The 20,779-nt window shown below is 66.0% G+C and carries 19 protein-coding genes and 2 pseudogenes; 10 read left to right on the top strand and 11 right to left on the bottom strand.

All coding sequences use genetic code 11. The features are described 5' to 3' along the window. The first annotated feature begins 4 nt into the window (after positions 1–4). Both AB4Z55_RS14410 and AB4Z55_RS14405 read left to right on the top strand, forming a co-directional pair. Positions 5–430: an arsenate reductase ArsC gene (locus AB4Z55_RS14410; RefSeq protein ID WP_006360546.1), complete on the top strand. Its 426-nt coding sequence runs from the start codon at positions 5–7 to the stop codon at positions 428–430. Beyond that, entirely contained in the window at positions 427–837 is a 411-nt protein-coding gene (locus tag AB4Z55_RS14405; RefSeq protein ID WP_005193685.1) for a low molecular weight phosphatase family protein, read from the top strand. The genes AB4Z55_RS14410 and AB4Z55_RS14405 overlap by 4 nt, the downstream gene beginning before the upstream one ends. Before the next feature lie 26 nt (positions 838–863). Here the strand turns inward: AB4Z55_RS14405 and AB4Z55_RS14400 are convergent, their stop codons facing one another. Further along, positions 864–1,352: an ArsI/CadI family heavy metal resistance metalloenzyme gene (locus tag AB4Z55_RS14400; RefSeq protein ID WP_174351863.1), complete on the bottom strand. Its 489-nt coding sequence runs from the start codon at positions 1,350–1,352 to the stop codon at positions 864–866. Between the two features lie 99 nt (positions 1,353–1,451). Here AB4Z55_RS14400 and AB4Z55_RS14395 point away from each other — a divergent pair, with 99 nt between their 5' ends. Continuing rightward, entirely contained in the window at positions 1,452–1,814 is a 363-nt protein-coding gene (locus AB4Z55_RS14395) for an Rv2640c family ArsR-like transcriptional regulator (protein WP_005193682.1), read from the top strand. Between the two features lie 569 nt (positions 1,815–2,383). Here AB4Z55_RS14395 and AB4Z55_RS14390 read toward each other — a convergent pair. Further along, complete coding sequence (locus AB4Z55_RS14390) at positions 2,384–2,980, bottom strand: class I SAM-dependent methyltransferase (RefSeq protein ID WP_005193680.1); 597 nt, start codon at positions 2,978–2,980, stop codon at positions 2,384–2,386. 92 nt (positions 2,981–3,072) lie between these two features. On the opposite strand from AB4Z55_RS14390, the gene AB4Z55_RS14385 reads away from it, so the two are divergent. The 4 genes from AB4Z55_RS14385 (at position 3,073) to AB4Z55_RS14370 (ending at position 6,904) form a co-directional block, all read left to right on the top strand. After that, positions 3,073–3,474, top strand: a complete 402-nt coding sequence (locus tag AB4Z55_RS14385; RefSeq protein WP_101822417.1) for a helix-turn-helix transcriptional regulator — start codon at positions 3,073–3,075, stop codon at positions 3,472–3,474. Next, a complete protein-coding gene (locus AB4Z55_RS14380; protein ID WP_005193676.1) occupies positions 3,471–5,471 on the top strand; it encodes a cation-translocating P-type ATPase in 2,001 nt (666 codons plus the stop codon). Before AB4Z55_RS14385 ends, AB4Z55_RS14380 begins: the two co-directional genes overlap by 4 nt. Then, complete coding sequence (locus AB4Z55_RS14375; RefSeq protein WP_005193672.1) at positions 5,468–5,983, top strand: signal peptidase II; 516 nt, start codon at positions 5,468–5,470, stop codon at positions 5,981–5,983. The genes AB4Z55_RS14380 and AB4Z55_RS14375 overlap by 4 nt, the downstream gene beginning before the upstream one ends. Positions 5,984–6,250: 267 nt before the next feature. Further along, positions 6,251–6,904: a thioredoxin gene (locus AB4Z55_RS14370; protein ID WP_006360542.1), complete on the top strand. Its 654-nt coding sequence runs from the start codon at positions 6,251–6,253 to the stop codon at positions 6,902–6,904. 9 nt (positions 6,905–6,913) lie between these two features. Here the strand turns inward: AB4Z55_RS14370 and AB4Z55_RS14365 are convergent, their stop codons facing one another. After that, a complete protein-coding gene (locus tag AB4Z55_RS14365) occupies positions 6,914–8,122 on the bottom strand; it encodes an IS110 family transposase (RefSeq protein ID WP_005193666.1) in 1,209 nt (402 codons plus the stop codon). A 302-nt stretch (positions 8,123–8,424) separates the two neighbouring features. Between AB4Z55_RS14365 and AB4Z55_RS14360 the strand changes: the two are divergent. Beyond that, positions 8,425–8,702: pseudogene (locus tag AB4Z55_RS14360) on the top strand (hypothetical protein). 618 nt (positions 8,703–9,320) lie between these two features. On the opposite strand, the gene AB4Z55_RS14355 reads toward AB4Z55_RS14360, so the two are convergent. From AB4Z55_RS14355 to AB4Z55_RS14340, 4 genes and pseudogenes are all read right to left on the bottom strand, one after another. Beyond that, complete coding sequence (locus tag AB4Z55_RS14355) at positions 9,321–10,493, bottom strand: Ig-like domain-containing protein (protein WP_006357614.1); 1,173 nt, start codon at positions 10,491–10,493, stop codon at positions 9,321–9,323. 436 nt (positions 10,494–10,929) lie between these two features. Next, a pseudogene (locus tag AB4Z55_RS14350) lies at positions 10,930–11,172 on the bottom strand (M23 family metallopeptidase); the annotation flags it as partial. Between the two features lie 301 nt (positions 11,173–11,473). Beyond that, positions 11,474–12,313 (bottom strand): F510_1955 family glycosylhydrolase, encoded by an 840-nt coding sequence (locus AB4Z55_RS14345; RefSeq protein WP_035718240.1) that lies wholly within the window; start codon positions 12,311–12,313, stop codon positions 11,474–11,476. Between the two features lie 111 nt (positions 12,314–12,424). Beyond that, complete coding sequence (locus tag AB4Z55_RS14340; RefSeq protein WP_006357617.1) at positions 12,425–12,790, bottom strand: hypothetical protein; 366 nt, start codon at positions 12,788–12,790, stop codon at positions 12,425–12,427. Positions 12,791–12,977: 187 nt separating this feature from the next. On the opposite strand from AB4Z55_RS14340, the gene AB4Z55_RS14335 reads away from it, so the two are divergent. Further along, entirely contained in the window at positions 12,978–13,928 is a 951-nt protein-coding gene (locus AB4Z55_RS14335) for a M56 family metallopeptidase (RefSeq protein WP_006357618.1), read from the top strand. A gap of 28 nt (positions 13,929–13,956) precedes the next feature. Here the strand turns inward: AB4Z55_RS14335 and AB4Z55_RS14330 are convergent, their stop codons facing one another. Beyond that, positions 13,957–14,610, bottom strand: coding sequence for a DUF305 domain-containing protein (locus AB4Z55_RS14330; protein ID WP_035718242.1), 654 nt, complete (start codon positions 14,608–14,610; stop codon positions 13,957–13,959). A gap of 269 nt (positions 14,611–14,879) precedes the next feature. Between AB4Z55_RS14330 and AB4Z55_RS14325 the strand changes: the two genes are divergently transcribed. After that, entirely contained in the window at positions 14,880–15,815 is a 936-nt protein-coding gene (locus AB4Z55_RS14325; protein ID WP_006357620.1) for a M23 family metallopeptidase, read from the top strand. Between the two features lie 22 nt (positions 15,816–15,837). Here the strand turns inward: AB4Z55_RS14325 and AB4Z55_RS14320 are convergent, their stop codons facing one another. From AB4Z55_RS14320 to AB4Z55_RS14310, 3 genes are all read right to left on the bottom strand, one after another. Further along, the gene (locus AB4Z55_RS14320; RefSeq protein WP_006357621.1) at positions 15,838–16,167 is read right to left on the bottom strand and encodes a metal-sensitive transcriptional regulator; all 330 of its coding nucleotides are present in this window, start codon (positions 16,165–16,167) and stop codon (positions 15,838–15,840) included. Next, positions 16,164–18,098: a heavy metal translocating P-type ATPase gene (locus AB4Z55_RS14315; protein ID WP_006357622.1), complete on the bottom strand. Its 1,935-nt coding sequence runs from the start codon at positions 18,096–18,098 to the stop codon at positions 16,164–16,166. Before AB4Z55_RS14315 ends, AB4Z55_RS14320 begins: the two co-directional genes overlap by 4 nt. Before the next feature lie 263 nt (positions 18,099–18,361). Beyond that, entirely contained in the window at positions 18,362–20,716 is a 2,355-nt protein-coding gene (locus AB4Z55_RS14310; RefSeq protein ID WP_010844647.1) for a cation-translocating P-type ATPase, read from the bottom strand. Between the last annotated feature and the right edge of the window lie 63 nt (positions 20,717–20,779).

The following is a 20,779-nucleotide window of genomic DNA, read 5'->3' as shown; positions in this document are numbered from 1 at the left end:
TTTCATGTCTTCCTCTCGACCTAGCGTGCTGTTCGTGTGCGTCCACAATGCTGGCCGCTCACAGATGGCCGCGGGGTTCCTCACCGCTCTGAGCCAGGGCAGTGTCGAGGTCCGCTCCGCCGGATCTGCTCCCGCCGACTCAATCAATCCCGCCGCTGTCGCGGCGATGGCCGAAGTCGGTATCGACATCTCCGCGCAGTCACCGAAGATCCTCACCCCCGACACGGTCGAATCCTCCGACGTGGTGATCACCATGGGCTGTGGCGATGCATGTCCAGTATTCCCCGGCGTCAGGTACCGCGACTGGGCCCTCGACGACCCAGCCGGCCAAGGCATTGACGCGGTCCGCCCGATCCGCGATCAGATCCGCGGACTCGTCGAGGACCTCCTCGACGAACTCGTACCCGCCGACCAGCAGGTCGGCCGGTGAGCACGACACCGCAGGTGCTGTTCGTGTGCGTGTCCAATCGCGGCAAATCGGTGATGGCCGAACATCTCACACCGACAGTCACCGCCCGGATCACCCCATCCTCGGCCGGCACCAGCGCGAAGATCGGCGGCCAGGTCAACGACCTGTCCGCCCAGGTGCTCGCCGAAGTCGGCGCCACCGTGGACGGACATCAGCCGCGCCAACTCACCGACGAACTGATGCAAACTGCAGATCTCGTCGTGGTGGTCGGCACCGCCGACGTCACCCCACCCGACGGCGTCGCCCTCGAGGTGTGGAACACCGACGAACCCTCCGAACGGGGCATCGACGGCATCGAACGGATGCGGTTGATCCGCGACGACATCACCGCGCGGATCCGCGCCCTCGCCGACCGCATCGCGCGGTAGGCGGGAGCGCGGGCTGAACGTCGGGCTCAGCAGCAGGCCGTGCGCGCTTCGGCCGGTTCGGCGGCGCTGCCACCGCAGCACACCGAACCCTGCTCGGCGTCGTCGGCGGCGGCGTTCTGTTCCAACAGTTTCGGGCTGGTGCCGAAGGTGTCGGAGTCGGCGAGCACGGTGTAGACCTCCCACTTCTCGTTCGCCGGGCCGGTCACCCAGACCTTGTCCTGGGTTGCGAAACAACAGGTGGAGTTGATCTCCTCCTGCGTGAACAGGCCCTCCCCGGACAGCCTGGCGATCTCGGCGTGCACCTTCTCGCTCGATTCGACCTCGACGCCGAGGTGGTTGATCGTGCCGCCCTGGCCGGGGTTCTCTAGCAGCACCAGTTTCAGCGGCGGCTCGACGACCGCGAAATTGGCGTATCCCGGCTTGCGTTTGGCCGGGGTGGTGTTGAACAGCTTGGAGTAGAACTCGATCGCGGTATCGAGATCATCGACGTTGAGCGCCAACTGCATACGGGACATGACCATCACCTTCACCTGTGAGACATATATCGAACTGTGGTCACTCTGCAGCGTGCCCACCTTTTCGACATATGTCAAGTAGGGGCGTACGATCTGGTCATGCCGAAGCCCTTGCCGATGGTCGACATCAGCGCCCCGATCTGCTGCGCACCGGTATCGGCGGCACCGCTCGATGACGACACCGCGCTGCAGATCGCGTTGCGGCTCAAGGCGCTTGCCGATCCCGTTCGGATCAAGCTCGTCTCAATCCTGCTTACCGACACCGGTGACGGGACCTGCACCTGCGACCTCGCGACCGCGGTCGGCCTCACCGAAGCCACCACCAGTCACCACCTGGGGCAGCTCCGCAAAGCCGGCATGGTCACCCCCGAGCGCCGCGGCATGAACGTCTACTACCGAGCGCAACCGGACTCGTTGGAAGCACTACGCAACGTTCTCAGCGCTACGACGGGTTGCTGTTGAACGGCGACGGCACGAACTGAGCGAGCCTTATCCGGGTGTCCTTTTGGCAGGCCAACTCCGGTGTCTTTCAGCAGGTCAGCGAGCATGGCGAGCAATCCAGCTCGGCTGGTGGCGGGCAGATCGGATCGGTGATCACGGCGTGGCCGGCGCCAGCGAGGGCGGTGATGCGGGCGGCGACGCTGACCGCGTGCCCGAACAGGTCTCCGTCGCGGACGACTGCGCTGCCGTAGTGGATCGATCCCGGCGCGTAGGGCGATGAATCCGTCTTGACCGGCGGCCGCGGCCGCGGGGGCGGTGATCGTGGCGAGGATCACTTGGGGGGCGTCGGCGGTGAGCATCACCGCATCGCCGATGGCCTTGACCAGCCGCGTGCCCGGTCGTAGAGCCTGCCTGCCAGGTCTGAGAGGCCAACCGTATGGCCAGTTCTGCGGCTTCCTGGTCGCCGCAGAACTCGGTGAACACGCTGTATCCGGCGAGGTCGACGAACGCCACCGCGGCGTCACGCTGCTCGAGCTCGGCGAGCTCGTCCGAGGGAGGGCCATGGTGATGCCCGTGCAGTGGTGGCGTGGTCATCGGTCACCGGCACGGCGGGCACGGAACCGGGCGAGCGCAGGGTTCTCGCGGACCGTGATGTCGGTCAGAGGCAAAGACGTCAGGCGCAGGCGGAGTTCGCCACGGGGGATGAACCGGTGCGGTGCCCCTTCGAGGTTGTGCAGCAGCCGCGCCGGTGCGCTGCCGAGCAGGTCGTAGCCGACCAGCATTCCGCCGGGCGCGAGCACTCGGGCGGCCTCGGCGAGTGCGCGTTCCCAGTCGATGACGTGGTGCAACATGATGAACGAGACGACGGTGTCGAAGCTTCCGTCCTCGAACGGCAGGGCTGTGGCGTCGGCGACCTGGGCGTGAGCGCGGGCCCCGAAACCCTGCAGCCGATCGCTGGCGGCGGCGACCATGACCGGGTCGAAGTCGGTGACGGTCACATCCACGAGTTCGTCGGGGTTGGTGGTGAGGATCTGTTCGGTCATCGCGCCGGCGCCGCCACCGATTTCAAGGACCCGGCCTCGGGGATGGATGCCTTGCAGCGCCCACGGGAGTACCCACCTGCCGGTGGCCGCCTGCCACGGTGCGCTGCGGCAGAACAGAGACTCGATCGTCGACATCGACGGCATACCAACAGCTCCCACCATCTCGCCCGGCCGCGCCTGCTGCCACTTCTTCGTGATGATTCGATTACAGCACACAATGCCGCTATCATCGTCATATGACGATGAATGAGTGCTCGGTGGCGACTAGGGCGGACCTCGATCCCGCGGTGGCGTTGTTCCACAGCCTCTCCGATGGGACCCGTCTGGCAATCGCAACCCGCCTCGCGCACGGTGGCGAGGCCCGGGTGGCGGATCTGATGGCGGAGCTGGGGTTGGCGCAATCGACGGTCTCCGCGCACGTGGCGTGCTTACGGGACTGTGGGCTCGTCGAAGGCCGCCCGCAGGGGCGGCAGGTGTTCTACAGCCTGGCCCGACCGGAGCTGATGGACGTGCTCGCCGCCGCCGAAACCCTCCTGGCAGCGACCGGAAACGCGGTTGTGTTGTGCCCGAACTACGGCACCGAAGCCACCACCTCCTGCTGCACAACGGGCGACACGAAGGCGGGGGTGCGGCGATGAGCGACGCATGCGGATGCGGGCACGACGAACCGGCCAGTGAGGACGAGCAGGCTCCGGAGCACTGGTGGCAGGTGCGGGAGCTGCAGGCTGCCGCCGCGGCCGCGGTGTTCCTGCTCGCCGCGTACATCACCAGCTGGTCCGGCGGCCCCGAACCGGTCGCGCTCGCCCTGGAGTGGGTGGCGCTGCTGATCGGGGCGTGGACATTCGTCCCCTCGACCCTGAGCCGGTTGGCGAAGGGCAAAATTGGCGTCGGCACCCTGATGACGATTGCTGCGGTCGGCGCGGTGATCCTCGGCGAGGTCGGCGAAGCCGCGATGCTCGCTGTGCTGTTCTCCATCAGCGAAGGCCTTGAGGAGTACGCCGTCGCCCGCACCCGCCGCGGGCTGCGGGCGCTACTAAATCTGGTCCCGGACTCCGCGACCGTGCTCCGCGACGGCACCCCGGTCACCGTCTCCCCGGCGGAATTGGCCGTCGGGGACCAGATGTTGGTCAAACCCGGCGAGCGGATCGCCACCGACGGCACCATCACCGAAGGCCGCACCGCACTGGATGTTTCGGCGATCACCGGCGAATCCGTGCCTGTCGAAGCCGGACCCGGCACGCAGGTCTACGCCGGGTCGATCAACAGCACCGGCGCCCTGAGCGTGCATGTCACCAGCACGGCGGAGAACAACTCGCTGGCCAAGATCGTGCAGATCGTCGAGGCCGAACAGTCCCGCAAGGGCGACGCGCAACGCCTCGCCGACCGGATCGCCAAGCCCCTGGTACCGGCGATCATGATCTTCGCCGCCGCCATTGCGATCCTCGGCTCCCTGCTCGGTGACCCGGCCACGTGGATCGAACGGGCCCTGGTCGTGCTCGTCGCCGCGTCGCCGTGTGCGCTGGCGATCTCTGTGCCGGTGACCGTGGTCGCGGCGATCGGCGCCGCCAGCAAGATCGGCGTCCTGGTCAAAGGAGGTGCCGCCCTCGAAGCCCTCGGCCGGGTCCGCACCGTCGCCCTCGACAAGACCGGCACTCTGACCGCGAACCGGCCCACCGTCGTCGACATCGCCACCACCCCCACCGACACCGCTGCTCCTAGCACCGGGAGCAGCCTGGGCGACCGCACTCCGGGCCAGGAGCGGGTGCTCGCCGTCGCCGCGGCGCTGGAAGCGCACAGCGAACACCCGCTCGCCCGCGCGATCCTCGCCGCCCACGGCGAGACCACCGCCGCGCGCGATGTGCAGGCTGTTCCCGGGGCCGGCCTGACCGGCCTCGTCGACGGACGGCCCGCGCGGCTGGGCCGTCCCGACTGGATCGAGCCCGGCCCGCTCGATGAGCGGGTCGCGGCCATGCAGGCCGACGGCGCCACCGCCGTCCTGATCGAACACGACGGTCAGGTCATCGGCGCGGTCGCCGTCCGTGACGAGCTTCGCCCCGAAGCCGGCGCGGTAATCGAGCACCTGCACCGCATCGGCGCCACGGTCGCGATGCTCACCGGCGACAACACCGCCACCGCCAACGCGCTGGCGAAGATCGCCGGCATCGACGACGTACACGCCGACCTCCGCCCCGAAGACAAGGCCCGCATCATCGGCGACCTCCGAACGAACTCGTTCACCGCGATGGTCGGCGACGGCATCAACGACGCTCCCGCCCTGGCCACCGCCGACCTCGGCATCGCCATGGGCGCAATGGGATCGGACGTAGCGATCGAAACCGCCGACGTCGCCCTCATGGGCGAAGACCTCCGCACCCTCCCGCAGGCACTCGATCACGCCCGCCGCGCCCGGAAGATCATGCTGCAGAACGTCGGCCTGTCCCTCGCCCTGATCGCGATCCTCATCCCTCTCGCGCTGTTCGGGATACTCGGCCTCGCCGCCGTCGTCGCCGTCCACGAACTCGCCGAGATCGTCGTCATCGCCAACGGAGTCCGCGCCGGCCGGGTCAAAGCGCTAGCCCGGGCGAGGACCGGAACTGGCCAGCGGACTCCGTCCGTAGTGACGGTCGGGCAGTGATCACCGCGGTTCCGGTGGCGCACCGCCGCGTACGCCTCACACGGCGGTGCGGGCTGCTGGCCGTCGCTGTCGGACTCGCGGCCACCGATCTGGCCGTCAAGGCATGGGCCACAAGCGCGCTCGCGGACGGCGCAGTCATCGGAACGGGGCCGGTGCAGCTGCGGCTGGCATTCAATCCGGGCGCGGCGTTTTCGATCGCCGCCGATGCCCCGGCATGGGTGCTGCCCACAGTCACCGGAATCATCACCTTCATCGTCGCGGTCACCTCCTGGCGGATGGCGCCAGGCACCGGGCACCTCGGGCGGCTGGGGTTAGCAGCGATCCTCGGCGGGGCAAGCGCCAATCTCATCGATCGGTTCCCCGACGGAGTGGTCACTGACTATCTCCACACCGGTTGGTGGCCAACGTTCAACCTCGCTGACACATTCATCGTCGGCGGCGCTGCCATCTTGATCACCCTCACCGCATTCAGGAGTCCCGACGAACGAGCGCAGCATTCACCCGAGCGCTGACCCCCCCCCGATCCGGCGCAGGGCCCGGCTGGCCGCGCTGGTCACTGCCCGGCTCACCGTCTGCCCGGAGTCTCGATGGTCCGCTCCCAGAGGAAACGCCAGAGACTCCTCGCTGCCGGATACAGAATCTGATCCGCTTGTAGCGCGCACCCATGAAGACTGAGAACAGACATCAGGTTCATACATTCCGGGCGCTACCCCGAAGGCACCCCCCGGCCTGATGAGACCGATCCTCATTCCCGCCGACATCGCCTCTACGTTGAACGTATGACCAGACCAACCAAGTTCGCGTGGGCGTTCTTCGTAACCATTATCGTCGGTATCGGAGTCGCCGTCCTCGTCGATCAGGACACTTCCACACCCGCCCCGTCCGATACCGCCGCGGTGTCTGATCTGGTGGCCCGGCCCGACAGTCATCGGCTGACGTCGCCTGCGCAGAGCCGGGCGCAATTCGTCGAGTTCCTGGACTTCGAGTGCGAAGCCTGCGGAGCCATCTACCCGGTCATCGAGGATCTGCGGCGAACCTACGGCGACCGCGTTACGTTCGTCGTCCGCTACTTTCCGATGCCCGGACACTTCAACGCCGAACGTGCTGCTCGCGCGGTCGAAGCCGCCGCCCAGCAGGGGCGGTTCGAGCAGATGTACCAGCGCATGTTCACCACCCAAACCCATTGGGGCGAACAGCAAGTCCCCGCTGACGACCTGTTCCGTAGCTTCGCCGTCGACCTCGATCTCGATATGGCGGCCTTCGACACGGTCTACAACAGCCCGGCCACGCTCGAACGGATCCGCGCCGACGTCGCTGACGGTCTGGCTCTCGGGGTCCAAGGCACCCCCACATTCTTCCTCGACGAGAATCGGCTACAACCGAACACGATCGACGACCTCACCGCGGCGGTGCGTGCAGCGGCGTCTGAATGATCTCAGGGGCTAGGCGGCAGCCTCCGCGATGGGCGGGCCGGCGCCCCTCGGAGTCCATTCTCGGCCATCACGGATGAGTGCCCACACAACATCAATCAACCGTCTGGCCAGCGAGATGAGCGCATGCACGTGAGAGCGGTTCTCGCGTCGTTTGCGCTGGTAGAACTCCCGTGATGGTCCGTCGCGTTGCGAGCTGTTGAGTGCGGCCATGTAGAACACCTTCCGCAGACCCCGGTGGTAGCGCTGCGGTCTACGCAATGTGCCCCGCCGGTTACCTGAATCATGCGGGACGGGAGCAAGACCGGCGTAGGCAGCCAGTTTGGCAGCCGAGCCGAACGACGTGAGGTCGCCACCAGTGAACGCGATGAGTTCGGCACCACTTCGGGTGCCGATACCGGGTACGGATTCAAGAATCCGGGCGTGGCGGTCTCGGCGGAACACCTCGGCGATCTGTTTATCCAGGTAGGTGATCTGGCGAGTGAGCGCCATCAGCGAGGTAGCCGCCTGCTGCACCAGCAATGCCGTGGTCGCCTCACCAGGCAGAGCGACGGTCTGCGCGGCCGCGGCGGCACGCGCCTTGCTGATCATCTTCGGGATGGTCGGCCGGCGGACTCCTTGACCGCGTAGGTGGTCGTAAATCTCCTCGTCGGAGACCCCATCAATCGCCGACGGTGTGGTGAAGCGGGTGACGAACGCCAAACCAGTCAACGTCGAGTAGTCGAAGCACCGTTCGAGACCGGGGAAGATGCGGGTCAGCAGGCCGCGCAGTCGATTGATGCCTCGTGTGCGTTCGGTGACCAAGTCGCGGCGATGCCCGGTCAACAGGTCGAGTTCGATCGCGACGTCATCAGGGACCGCGACCGTCGCGAGATCACCACGCAGGCGCGCGGTCTGGGCGATCACCACCGCGTCGCGGGCGTCGGTTTTGCCTTCGCCGGCGAAAGCGCCGGTCATGCTGTGCACAACGCGACCAGGTACATAGCGAATGTGTTGGCCGCGGCGGGACAACACCCCTCGGAGGAGGGCCGATTCCGGCGCGGTCATGTCGATCGCCCACACCACCGATTCGACACGGCACGCCTGGTCCACAATCGCTTCGATGGCCGCCTGATCGTTCGGTACCCGACGTGACCACAGCACCGTCCCCGCGTCGTCCACAGCGGCGGCGTGGTGTGCGTGACGGCCGACATCGATTCCTACCCAGATTGTTTCGACCACATGAACCTCTCTGCTCGAACCTGTTGACCTCGTCAGGGGTTGTTTCGCCGGCGCACCTTTACACAGCGACAAGTTCGCGAACACTTCTCAATCAGCGGCCGAAACGACCCGTCACGGTCCGGGGTGGCCTTCCACGCCGAGCCACCGAGGGCACACAGGTGATTGTCGAGCCACGCCCCGAACCGCGGACGAGCGTCCGAGGCGACCGCCCCGGACGTACTCCAACGTAAAGGTGATTGTGCGGGAGCGACGCGGGCCGCGGTAGGGCTCGGTGTCGCGGCAGCACAACGTCGTCTTTGAAAGTGGGCGCATCTCGTGGCGCTCACGCCCTCGTGGTGGGTGCGGCGGCGGATGCCGAGTCGATCAGTACTGACGTAGAAGCCACGGCGGGTGGCCTCGAAGCTCAGTGCGGATACCTGGCCTACCCAGACTCCGATGAGATCGTGACACCGGACGGCAAAGGTCGCTTTAATTCGTTTCAGAATGGCTCATTTACCCCACAACTGGCGCACATCCTGTCAACGAACCTATTATGGACATTTGGGCGGATGCTGGATATGAAGCCGGAAAGTGGGGTTAGCCCATCGCCGCACCGGTCATCGACCGCATCAACAACAAGGTCTTTAGGGTCCTCTCCGAAATGCTCGGCCATCAGAGGTAGCGCGGTGGATCGACCGTAGGGTCGTCGTCGATGGTGTCGACGTGCGGGTCGGCGAGAATGTTGGTAACCGCAAGGGAGCTGGCACCGAAGGTGGCGAAGTGCGGGTTGACGTCTCTGACGACACTCCGTGCACGGTCCGCCGGCCAAACGAACGCCGGGATCGGCCAAGAAGACCCGAACGGCCCGCGGCGTGGTTGTCGTCCCACGCGGCCAGATCAGCCTCGCCTCGCACAGGTAGTACCGACGGACGCTATGCCGCCGCTGCTCGTTATTGATGTTGATCCTCACGGCACCGGTTCGCCCGCACAGGGTCTCGACATGACTGACCAACGGCCCTCGTGAATTAACCCCTGGCTCAGTGGGTGACCGGTAGTAGCACTCGTCGCGAGTGGTGGTGTGCTGCATTCGAGCGAAGTTCTGTACACCGCGAGAAGCGCCTGAGACAGTGAGCGGGTGAGCCCGTCGTGAACTCGCCCCGGCCGTGCATGGTCGGAAGAACGTGCTGAGCGTCGACGAACTCCAGCCAGGCGGGGGCGCCTAGGTGTCTGCGTTGCCGTTCTTCCATTGTGGCCACGGGATGTTCCAATCGCCGAGTCCATCAACTCCCGGCAGTGTGTCGGCGTTGGTGTTCTTGACCGTGACGGGGTCACCGCGCAGGGTGTTCTTCACGAGCCATTCCGCGTCAGTGGGACTCAGGTTTGGGCAACCGTTGCTGACGTTGCTGCTGCCTTGCGCCGACATCGACCACGGTGCGCCGTGCATGTAAATGCCGCTGTAGGACATTTGCACCGCCCATTGAACGGGTGTGCGGTATCCCGCTGCGGACTCGACAGGCACTCCGTAGGTGGACGAGTCCATGATGATGTGCTCGACGCGATCTCCGATCATGTAGATACCGCGGGGCGTCGGAGTGCTGTCTTTGCCGAACGAGGTCGGCATCGTGCGGATGACCTTGCCGTCTCGTTTGACGACTATCGTTTTGGTGTTGTCGTCGGCAACGATTTCCTGAGCTCGGCCAATCGTGAAGTCGTAGGACAAGTTCTCGTCGCCGTAGAGCCCGTCGCCGAGGTCGACTCCGTAAATGTTGACGGCGACACTGACTTTGGTGCCCGGCGTCCAGAAGCGTTCGGGCCTCCACCGGACTTCGGAGTCGCTGATCCAATAGAACGCACCCCGCATCTGGGGGTCAGACGACACGGTGATCGCCGCCTGTGCCTTCTTTCGGTCGGGGATGGGATCGGCGAACCGCACCCCGACTGTGTGGGCGATCCCGACGGTTTTCTCGCCGAGGATGGCAGCGCTGGTCAGTGACTCCGGTGAGGTCGTGGTGAAGCGCTGCGAGACGACCGATCGACCGCCCACGCCCACGGCCTCGGCTTGAACGGAATACCGCTTCGAATATCCCAGGGGTTGGGTGCTTGTCCACGTTGAGCCGTCCTCGCTCAGTGAGCCCGCCAAGGGACGGCCGCTGGCTGTGGGGATACGGACGTTTGTCAACGCGCCGCGGCTGGCCGTGACAACAATAGGAAGCCCAGGTTCGACAACCGCGTTGGGCGCGAGTCGACCGCCACCTTCGGTGGCCACAGCAATGGAAGGCTGTGCGATGTCGGCGAAGCTGTCAACGGCCTGAATCTCGTTGCTGTAGGCGGCGCCTCCGGTTGAGCTGCACGAGGTCAATAACATCACCACAGCCGTCAGGGCTGCGAGCATCAGCAGTCGCGGAATACCTGCCCGGACCGACCCGCGGCATCCACGAGCGCTCGAGCACTGCGGCTGCGCACCGTAAGCCGCCAAGAGATCACGTGGCTCTTCGATAGCTCGAGTCCTTCTTACGCGGCCCATCGATTGTGGCGAACCCTCTCACTCGGCGCCTGGACTAGGTTTACTATCCACGATAGTAGTTGAATGCTGTGCGCTCCTCTACCCGCTGCACAGCGCGAGAGAAGGTTCGAAACGTCTTCGTGGTGGGCGACCGCCGAGCGGTCACGTCGACCTCATTATTGCCGTGTGGCGACACCCCACAGGTAGTCCCCGCCGATGCGTGTTCGCCACCGCTCGCCGACGTCGAGGCCGTGGTGCGACAACTCTCGCGACACCTGCGGGACCACTCGTCCTCATACCTCCCGCGCGCCGATAAGGCGGGTCGTCCGACGACGTAGACTCCCCGGGTTCTCAACCACGGTGCAGGATCGAGTTTGGGTCCATCTTGCTGCCACACCTTGTAGTGCAGGTGTGGGCCGGTGGAGTAGCCGCGGTTTCCTACCGTTGCGATCTGCGCGCCGGCCAGGACTCGCTGCCAGACGCTCACCAGTGTCTCGCTGATGTGCCCATACACGCCGATCGTGCCGTCGTCTTGCAGCACTCGCATCCACAGCCCGAAGCCGGCGGCCTTCGATAACCGTCCCCGCCCAAGGCGATCTTTGAGGTCGCGGGTTCGGTGTGCTCACGCAGCTGTGACACGCGCAGCAAGTTCGTGGGGTAGTCGGGGCTGCTCGTCTCATCGATAACGACAGTGACGTCTTCGAAGACGTGGCGTTTCTGGGTGCCGTCAGGTGGTCGAGAGTGACCACCCAGGTCGGCCGGGTGCCACCGTCTGTCAGATCCTGCTCGTGGAGTGGGTGGAGTGGACGTGATCAAAAGCGCGTCCGGATCTGAGTCGCCTCCTTCCTTCGTTGCTCCACACGAGTCCGTTAGCTGAGCGTGTAGAGCAATTGTTCGTTTGCGGCGTATGCATTTTCGGCGTTTCTGGCGACCAGCGCGTTGACACTATTGATGGTGCTGCGTTGTTCCCAGTGTGTGCCGTCTGGGCTGCGCCAGACGGTGTCGGCGGTGTCGATGCCCCAGAGCGTGCCATCGGGTGCGGCCGCCAGGAGAGCTAGGGCCGGCGCATCGGGAACGGTTGTGAAGGTCTGGGCGTCGTCGGTGCTGTGTTGCAGGCCATCTGGGGTAGTCGCCCATACGCCGCGGTCGGTGATCGCGAGTGCTGCTGCGGCCAGGGGCGCGCCGGGGGTCCAGCTTCTCCCGTCATCGGTCGATACGAGCAGGCCGTTGATTCCGTCGAAGCCTACGAGTAGTTGTCCGTTGGTGGCGAGCGCGTGGAAGTCGATGTCGCCGGCCACCGATCTCGGTGTCCATGTCTGCCCGCCATCTTCGCTGGCGACGAGTCCCAGCGGGTTGGGTGCCGAGCTCCGCGGGCCGGGATGGCCGGAGGCGAAGATCCGATCAGAGCCGGTTACCCCGGCCAGTCCCATGAAGTCGTCGTCGGAGACGCCGACCCGGCTGGTGGTTCCATCTGCGGTGAGGGCGATTACGCCGGTGTGAGTTCCGGCGAGGATAGTGCCGTCGGCGCGGATGTGCAGGGCGTGGAGGTGGTCGAGTTCTGGGGTCAGTGTTGCGCTCTCTGCTGAGGTTGCCGACGGTGGTGGGGATGTGGGTTGTTCCCGGGTGGAGCAGCCGGTTAGCACAATCAGCGTGGCGATGACTGCGAGGACGACCGCAGCGGTGCGGTTGGACGGGTTTGAGGCAGGCAAGCGGCTAGGACTTTCGTGTGGGTAGGACTGAGTTCGGGCGTGGGTGGTGTGGTGATCGGGGTGGTGGCGAGACCGGGTAGGAGCCGCCCTAACCCTCTGGGGGTGTCGTGGTCACGACTTCTGGATGGGGGTGGAAGGCTGTGAAGGCTTTTGGCCGCAATGCTTTTGGAGGACGAGGGAGATGAGGACGTTGCCGAGGTGGTGACGTGCCCCGGAGAGGTCGCCGATCGCAGCGAGGTGGCGGACGAGACCGATGTGTGCGGCGAGGTGGCGGCGTCGGTTCGAGGTGACGCTGAGGTGGTGGGCGCGGTGGAAAAACTGGTGGGTCGAGTATGGCGTGGGTGCTCGGTAGACGTCTCGCATGGCATGCAGATACTGACGACGGTGGTCGTCGGGGGGCGAGTGCGTCTCCTTCGGGTTCTCGGTCACGGCGCATTCCTCGGACTGGTACGCGCAGGCCGGGTCAACCCGCGTCAACTAACTACTATAAAACCTAGTAATTGGCGGCGCGGTCGGTGCCTGAGTTGCGGCGTCACCGACGAACTTCTGGGGCATACTGGCTGGTGGTGCAGGTGGTGGGTCGCCGGGAAGGTGTGTTGAGTGTGGGTCTCAGCGAGCTGACGGCGGGGCGTCGAGGATCGAGGCGAACGATGGGTGAGCATCCATGAGTGCAGCGGTGGTGTTAGTTGTTGCCGCGGGTGTGCTGGGCTGGTTGTGGCCTCGATGGATGGTTCGGGTGCAGGGCCGTATCGATGCTCGTTGGGTGTTGGTGGCCTGGCCGGCCGCGCAGGTCGTGTTTGCGATGTTGTGGGTGGGAGCTGTTGTGACGCTGGCGGTTCCCGGCCATTTCGGCATCCATTCGTTGTCCGAGGTGGTGTCGTGTCTGCGGGTGTTGTCACACGGCGCATCCCCGCGGGTGGAGGCGATCTCCGGTGGCGTGCTGGCGGTGGTGACCGGGGCAGCGATTGTCCGAGCGGTGACGATCGCGGTGCGATCGGCGGTGCGGATGCGTGGTGCTCGTGAGGAGTATCTGCAGTCGTTGCGGTTGGTGGGCGCCCGCAGTGAGCGCTATCCCGACGTGTGGTGGCTCGCCGACGGGCGGCCGATGGCGTTTTGTCTGCCGGGTAAGGATGCCGGGATCGCCGCCACGACTGGGTTACAGGCGGCGTTGTCCGGTGAGGAACTCGATGCCGTCGTTGCCCATGAGCGCGCGCACCGGCGGCAACGTCATCACACCGTGGTGTTGGCGGCCCGCGCTCTCGGGCGTGCGTTTCCGCTGATTCCGTTGTTCAGCCGCGCGGGCCGTGAGGTCGCCGGCTTGGTCGAGCAAGCCGCCGATGCCCGCGCCGCCCAGCTGGTGGGTGCGCGGGCGGTCTGCTCGGCGTTGGGAACGTTGGCCCGTTCGGGGCCCGTGGCGGGCCCGGTGGGTGTGTTGTCGATCAGCGATTCGTCGTCCGTGGGGCCGCGGCTGAGCCGCTTGGACTCCGGTCACCGGTGCCGGTCGCGGCGTCATCATGTGGGTGCCGCCGCGGCGGTGGCTGGTGTGGTGGCGGTACCGACCACGCTGGCGGCATCCGGTGTCGTCGCGGCGATGGTGATCGCGATGTGTGTGTAGCCGAGGCAAACCCGGGCGGGTCGGGCCGCTAGGGGTTGTTGAGAAGCTGCTGCATCCTGGCGATTTCACTTTCCTGGTCAGTGACGATCTGGCGTGCCAGCGCGATCGCCTCGGGCGATTGGCCGTCTTGAATCTCGGTCTTGGCCATGGCGATGGCGCCGCGGTGGTGTTCGATCATCTGGGTCAGGAACAGGCGCGACGCCTCGGCGCCTTGCGCGTCGCGTAGCTGCTGCATCTGTTCTGGCGACATCATGCCCATCATCGACGGCATCGGGGAGGTACCCGGTGCCATCGAGGTACCCATGTCCATGTTGTGCCCCTGGCCCTCGAGTGGGGCTCCCCATTGCTTCAGCCACGACTGCATCTGCTCGATCTCGGGCTGCTGAGCGTCTTTGATCTGCTGGGCCAGACTGACGACCTGGGGGTTGATGTTGTCCTTCTCCAACAGGATGTCGCTCATCATGATCGCCTGGGTGTGGTGCGGGATCATCTGCTGGGCGAACGAGATGTCCGCGCTGTTGTGTTCGGCAGTGGCCGCCGCTGAGGATTCGGTACTGGCCGCGCTGGTACCCATCCCCGACATCGAGGAATGATCCTCAGTCGAGGTGTCCGAACACGCGGCCACCACTGTCAGAACAGCCGCTGCGGCAGCAACGACGACACCGGTTCGTGTGGCTCTCATCGATCTCCTCCTCAAGGGTGCTACTTCGCCACCGCCCGGCGGCGCTTCGATAACGATTCTACTAACGCCGATAGTAGTTACTCGCCTGTCCGGTGCCGGGAAAACGGGCTGTGAACTGCGCAAACAACGCCGCTAATGCCCGATTAGTTCGCTTCGTGGCGGGATGTTGTGTGACTGGTGGGGCACAAGTGACTTGTGGTGTGATCTCGCGGGTACACGCATGGCACTAGTGCGTGGGTCTACGACGTCCGTGGGGAAGGTGCGACCGCATGCAGATGGTGTTGACATCGCTACGGGTCAAGGCGGGGCAGCGGTGGGGCCCCAAGGCGCTGGGGGTGGCGGTGGCGGTGTGTGTGGGCGTTGCGCCTGTGATCGCCACCGCACCGGCGGCGGCCTCGACCGATGGACATGTGGCCGGGGAGTTGATCGCGATCGTGCAGGACTCGGTGAAGGCCGCATTGGGTGGTGCTGCAGCGGCGAGTTTGGGGGAGCCGATCACGCAGGCGGCGTCCTGCCTGGGCGCTCAGGCCCAGTCGGGCAGTGTCGGCGATGCGGGCAGTGTGGCCGCGCTGCAGTGCTTCGGAACGTTTTCGCGCATCGATCCGATAGACGGGTTCCGGATCATCGACGCGTTACCGCTGGCCCGGCTGGTGGCCACCCTGATCGCCGCGATCGTGCCGCACGATCCGAACGAGCCGCATGGCCCCCAACCGCAGGAACCCGGAACGCCGACGCCGCTGCTGCCCGGTAGTGGCGGCGCGGTGGCGCCGACTGCGGGTGAGATCACGTCCACCTTCGGTGACGGACGGGGCCATCAGGGCATTGATATCGGTAATGATCTGGGTGCGCCGATTGTCGCTGTGGCTGACGGGGAAGTCATCACCTCCGGACCCGCTGAGGGGTTCGGGTTGTGGATGCGGATCCGCCACGATGACGGCACGATCACCACCTACGGCCACAACGACGAGAATCTGCTCGAGCAGGGCGCGCGAGTACGGATGGGGCAATCGATCGCCACGGTGGGCAACCGTGGGGTGTCGACCGGCCCGCATCTGCATTTCGAGGTTCTCGATCCGACGGGAGTCAACGTTGATCCGGCACAGTGGCTGGCCGATCGTGGGGTGGTTCTGGCGATGGCCGCTGATGCCGACGCCCCCGCGCCGGGGCCGGTGGTGCCCCAGTGGGTCGGCGAACGACGCCTGTGACGAGCCAGCGCGGTGTGGTGGGTCAGGAACGAACGAGGCGAGCGATGGCCGCCGAGGCTTCAGCGATCTTCTCCTGTGCCTCGTCGCCGCCGGAGTGGGCGGCATCGAGCACGCAGTGGGTGAGGTGGTCGTCGAGCAAGCCCAGCGCCACCCCCTCCAGTGCCTTGGTCAGCGCCGAGATCTGGGTCAGGATGTCGATGCAGTACTGCTCCTCATCGACCATCCGGTGGATACCTCGGGATTGGCCTTCGATGCGCTTGAGCCGGGCCAGGTATTTGCCCTTGTCGCTGATGTAACCGTGGGAGGAGTGTTCCGGTGCGGAGGAGTTTCCCGGGGCGGAGGCAGTGGTCATGGACTCACCTTCTCAGTGGATCGCGGTCGGTTGTGCTGCAGTGCACGCACTGTACTCGCGCCTGGGTGCAGGTCGAGTCGGCGCAGCAGTTGCGCGTTGAGTGCGACCACGACCGTCGAGGCTGACATCAGGATCGCTCCGACCGACATCGGCAGGACGAACCCGATGGGCGCAAGAATTCCAGCGGCCAGCGGTACCGAGATCAGGTTGTATCCCGCTGCCCACCACAGGTTCTGCTTCATTTTTCGGTAGCTGGCGTCCGACAGCTCGATGACCGACAGCACCGAGCGGGGGTCGTCGCTGGCGAGGATGACCCCGGCCGAGGCGATCGCGACGTCGGTACCGGCCCCGATCGCGATGCCCACATCGGCTTGGGCCAAGGCCGGGGCGTCGTTGACGCCGTCGCCCACCATCGCCACCTTGCGTCCTTCGTGCTGCAACTCAGCCACCTTGCTGGCTTTGTCTTCCGGGCGTACACCGGCGAACACCCGGTCGATACCGAGGTCGTGAGCGACGGTGTGCGCGACCGCTTCAGCGTCGCCGGTGATCATCACGACCTCGACCCCGCGGGCGTGCAGCGCCTCGACGGCTTGGCGGGATTCCCCACGCACCTCGTCAGCGAGTTTGACAGCTCCGATCAGCTCAGTGTCGCGGGTGACATGCAAGATGATTGCGCCGTCGGCGCGCCAGCGATCAGCGATGGCCAGTTCCTGATGGCCCTGTTCCTCGAGCATGCGGGGCCCGCCCACCCGCACCGTGGCACCCTCGACGCGAGCGGTCACACCAACCGCCGGTGACGAGGTGAAGTCGGTGGCCGCGGGAACCGGCTGGGCGCGGTCGCCGGCCGCTGCGACAATTGCTCGCGCCAGCGGGTGCTCGCTGTCGGCTTCGGCGCTAGCTGCCAGGGTGAGCACGGTGTCCTCATCGACACCGTCGGCGCCCGCGATCTCGATGACGGTGGGCTCACCCTTGGTCAGGGTTCCGGTCTTGTCGAACAGCACCGCATCCACAGTGCGCATGGCCTCAAGTGCCAACCGGTCTTTGACCAGCACGCCGCCGCGGGCGGCGCGTTCTGTGGCAATGGCCACCACCAGAGGGATAGCCAAACCGAGTGCGTGAGGGCACGCGATGACCAGCACGGTGATGGTACGAATCACCGCCTGGTCGGGTTGACCGATGACCGTCCACACGATGGCGGTGATGATCGCTGAGCCGAGCGCGAACCAGAACAGCAGCGCTGCGGCGGAATCGGCCAACCGCTGGGCGCGGGAGGTGGAGTTCTGCGCGTCTGCCACCAGGCGCTGAATCCCGGCCAGCGCCGTGTCGTCGCCGGTGGCGGTGATCTGGACCCGCAGCCCCGAGTCGGTGGCCACCGTGCCGGCCACCACCTGATCGCCGATGCCGCGGCGCACCGTGCGCGATTCTCCGGTGACCATGGATTCATCGAGCTCGGCCGAGCCGTCCACGACGCGACCGTCGGCCGGGACGCTGGCCCCGGGGCGCACGATCACCACATCTCCGACCTGCAGCTCACTGGGAGCAACGGTGGTGATGTGGTCGCCCTCGACGCGTTCGGCCTCATCGGGCAGCAGCGCGGCCAGCGAGTCCAGGGCCGAAGTTGTCTGGGCCAACGACCGCATCTCGATCCAATGCCCCAACAGCATGATCACGATGAGCAGGGCCAGTTCCCACCAGAAGTCCAGTTCATGGTGCAACACACCGATGCTCGCACCCCAGGACGCCACGAAGGCCACCGTGATCGCCAAGGCGATCAACAGCATCATTCCCGGTGCGCGCGACCGCAGTTCTGCAGAGGCGCCTACCAGGAACGGCCGCCCACCCCAGCAGTACATCACCGTACCCAGCACCGGTGAGACCCACTGCAGCACTTGACTATCGGGTAGGTCGTAGCCGATGAGCATCGCGAACATGGGTGAAAAGGCTACGACCGGCACAGCCAGGGCACCCATGATCCAGAACAGCCGGCGGAACTGCCCGACGTGATCACCATGGCCCGCATGCCCGCCATGCCCAGCGTGATCATGTTCGGCGTGATCATGGTCTGCGCGGGCGCGCTCAGCATGGTGATCGTGGTGGTTGTGTGACGCTGCGGCGAGTTGGCCGTGGTGGCGTTCGTCGGCGGCGTCGTGACCGGCGTGCTCAGGGGAAGAGTGCTCGGAGGAGGAGTGCTCGTTCATACCGTCACCTTATACCCCTGGGGGGTATACGTCGAGGGGGTGGTGGATGGAGTTGTGGTCGATGAGTGGGGCGGGCTGGTGAAGGCGCGTAACCGCAGGCTGTTGCTGACGACGAACACGCTGGACAACGCCATGGCGGCGCCAGCCAGCATGGGGTTGAGCAGTCCCAGCGCGGCCAGCGGTATCGCGGCGATGTTGTAGGCGAATGCCCAGAACAGGTTCATTTTGATCGTTTTCAGAGTGCTGCGTGCCAAGGCGATCGCGTCGGCGGCAGCGTTGAGGTCGCCGCGGACCAGGGTGATGTCGGCGGCATGCATGGCGGCGTCGGTGCCGGTGCCCATCGCCAGCCCGAGATCGGCGTGGGCCAGGGCAGCGGCGTCGTTGACGCCGTCGCCGATCATGGCCACAACCTTGCCTTCGGATTGCAGATCGGTGATGACGGCGGCCTTGTTGGCCGGCAAGACGTTGGCGATGACGGTGTCGATCCCGACCTCAGCGGCGACGGTGTCGGCGACGGTCTGGTTGTCGCCGGTCAGCAGGATGGGCGTCATACCCAGTGCGGTGAGCCGGGCGATGGCGTGTGCGCTGGTGGGTTTGATCGCATCGGCGACCGCCAGGACCGCATGAGCGCGGCCGTTCCAGCCGACGAGTACGGCGGTCTGTCCGGCTTCCTCAGCGGCGGCCTGTGCCTCGTTGAGGTGGGGGTCATCCACGGCGATGTCGTGTTCGGCCAGCAGCGTCGGACGCCCGACGGTGACAACTCGTCCCTGGACCGTGCCGCGCACGCCTCGACCTTCGAAGCTGCGGAAGTCTTCGACCTCGTCGAGCTGTCCGACTTCGGCGGCTGCACCAGCAGCAATGGCGGCCGCGACGGGGTGCTCGGAGGCGTTTTCCACCGCTCCAGCGAGGGCGAGCACGTCGGCGCGAGTGGTGGTGGGGGAGGTGGTGACCTGGACGAGTGTCATCTGGCCCGTGGTGACCGTGCCGGTTTTGTCTAGGACAACGGTGTCGATGGTTCGGGTGGATTCGAGGACTTCGGGGCCTTTGATCACGATGCCGAGTTGGGCTCCGCGGCCGGTACCGACCAGCAGTGCGGTCGGGGTGGCCAGTCCCAGCGCGCAGGGGCAGGCGATGATCAGCACAGCGACCGCGGCGGTGAACGCCGCTTGCAGGGGATAGCCGGCGCCGATCCACGCGCCGAGGACTGCGATGGCGACGGTGATGACCACCGGCACGAAGACGCTTGAGATCCGGTCGGCCAGTCGCTGGGCGTGGGCCTTGCCGGTCTGGGCGCGTTCGACCATCGCGGCCATTTGCGCGAGTTGGGTGTCTGCCCCCACGCGGGTCGCCCGCACCCGTAGGTGTCCGCCGGCGTTGACTGTCCCGCCGGTCACGGTGTCGGCGGGGGCAACCTGGACTGGCATCGACTCGCCGGTGACCATGCTGGCGTCAACTGCCGAGGTGCCAGACACCACCACACCGTCGCTGGCGATCTTCTCGCCGGGCCGCACAATGAACTCGTCGTCGACGGCGAGCTCGCCGATCGGTATCCGATGCTGGTGGCCGTCCCTGACCACCGTGACGTCTTTGGCGCCCAGCTCCAACAAGGCCCGCAACGCCGCACCGGCTTGCCGTTTGGACCGCTTCTCGAAGTATCGGCCGGCCAGGACGAACATCGTGACCCCCGCGGCGACCTCGAGGTAGATGTTGCCTGCACCGTCAGAGGCGCCGACCGTCAAGGTGAATCCGTGGGTCATGCCTGGTTGTCCGGCGGTGCCGAAGAACAACGCATACAACGACCACAACAGCGCCGCGGTGGTGCCGACCGAGATCAGGGTGTCCATCGTGGCCGCGCCGTGGCGCAGGTTGAGCAACGCGGCGCGATGAAACGGCCAGGCCGCCCACACGATCACCGGCGCGGCCAACGTCAACGACGCCCACTGCCAGTAGGTGAACTGCAACGTCGGGACCATTGCCAGCGCGATCACCGGTACCGAGAGAACCACCGCACCGATCAGTCGGTGACGCAAGGCCACGAGCTCCCCGTCGTCGTCCGAAGGGTCGTCGTCGGGGTCGGCGCCTGTGGGAATGGCGGGCAGCGCAGCGCGGTACCCGGCCTGTTCGATGGTCTCGATCAGCAGGTGGGGGTCGACACCGGCGCGTGCGCTGACGTGAGCTTTTTCGGTGGCGTAGTTCACCGAGGCGCTCACTCCGTCGAGTTTGTTCAGTGTGCGTTCGATGCGTGCCGCGCACGAGGCACACGTCATGCCCGACACGGCGAGTTCGACATCGACGGTGCCTGTCTGCTCGGCGGTGGCCGCAGGTGGGTGGATCGGAGCTGAGGTGGTCATGGGGAAGTTCCTCGAAGGGTGAGCGCCTCGGCGCAGTGCCTCGGTGCAGTGGCCCCGGGGTGG

It is taken from the genome of Gordonia sp. ABKF26, from assembly GCF_041103195.1.
Classification (GTDB): domain Bacteria; phylum Actinomycetota; class Actinomycetes; order Mycobacteriales; family Mycobacteriaceae; genus Gordonia; species Gordonia terrae.
Note: the sequence above shows the minus strand (reverse complement) of the source record. Positions and strands in the feature narration are given on the sequence as shown.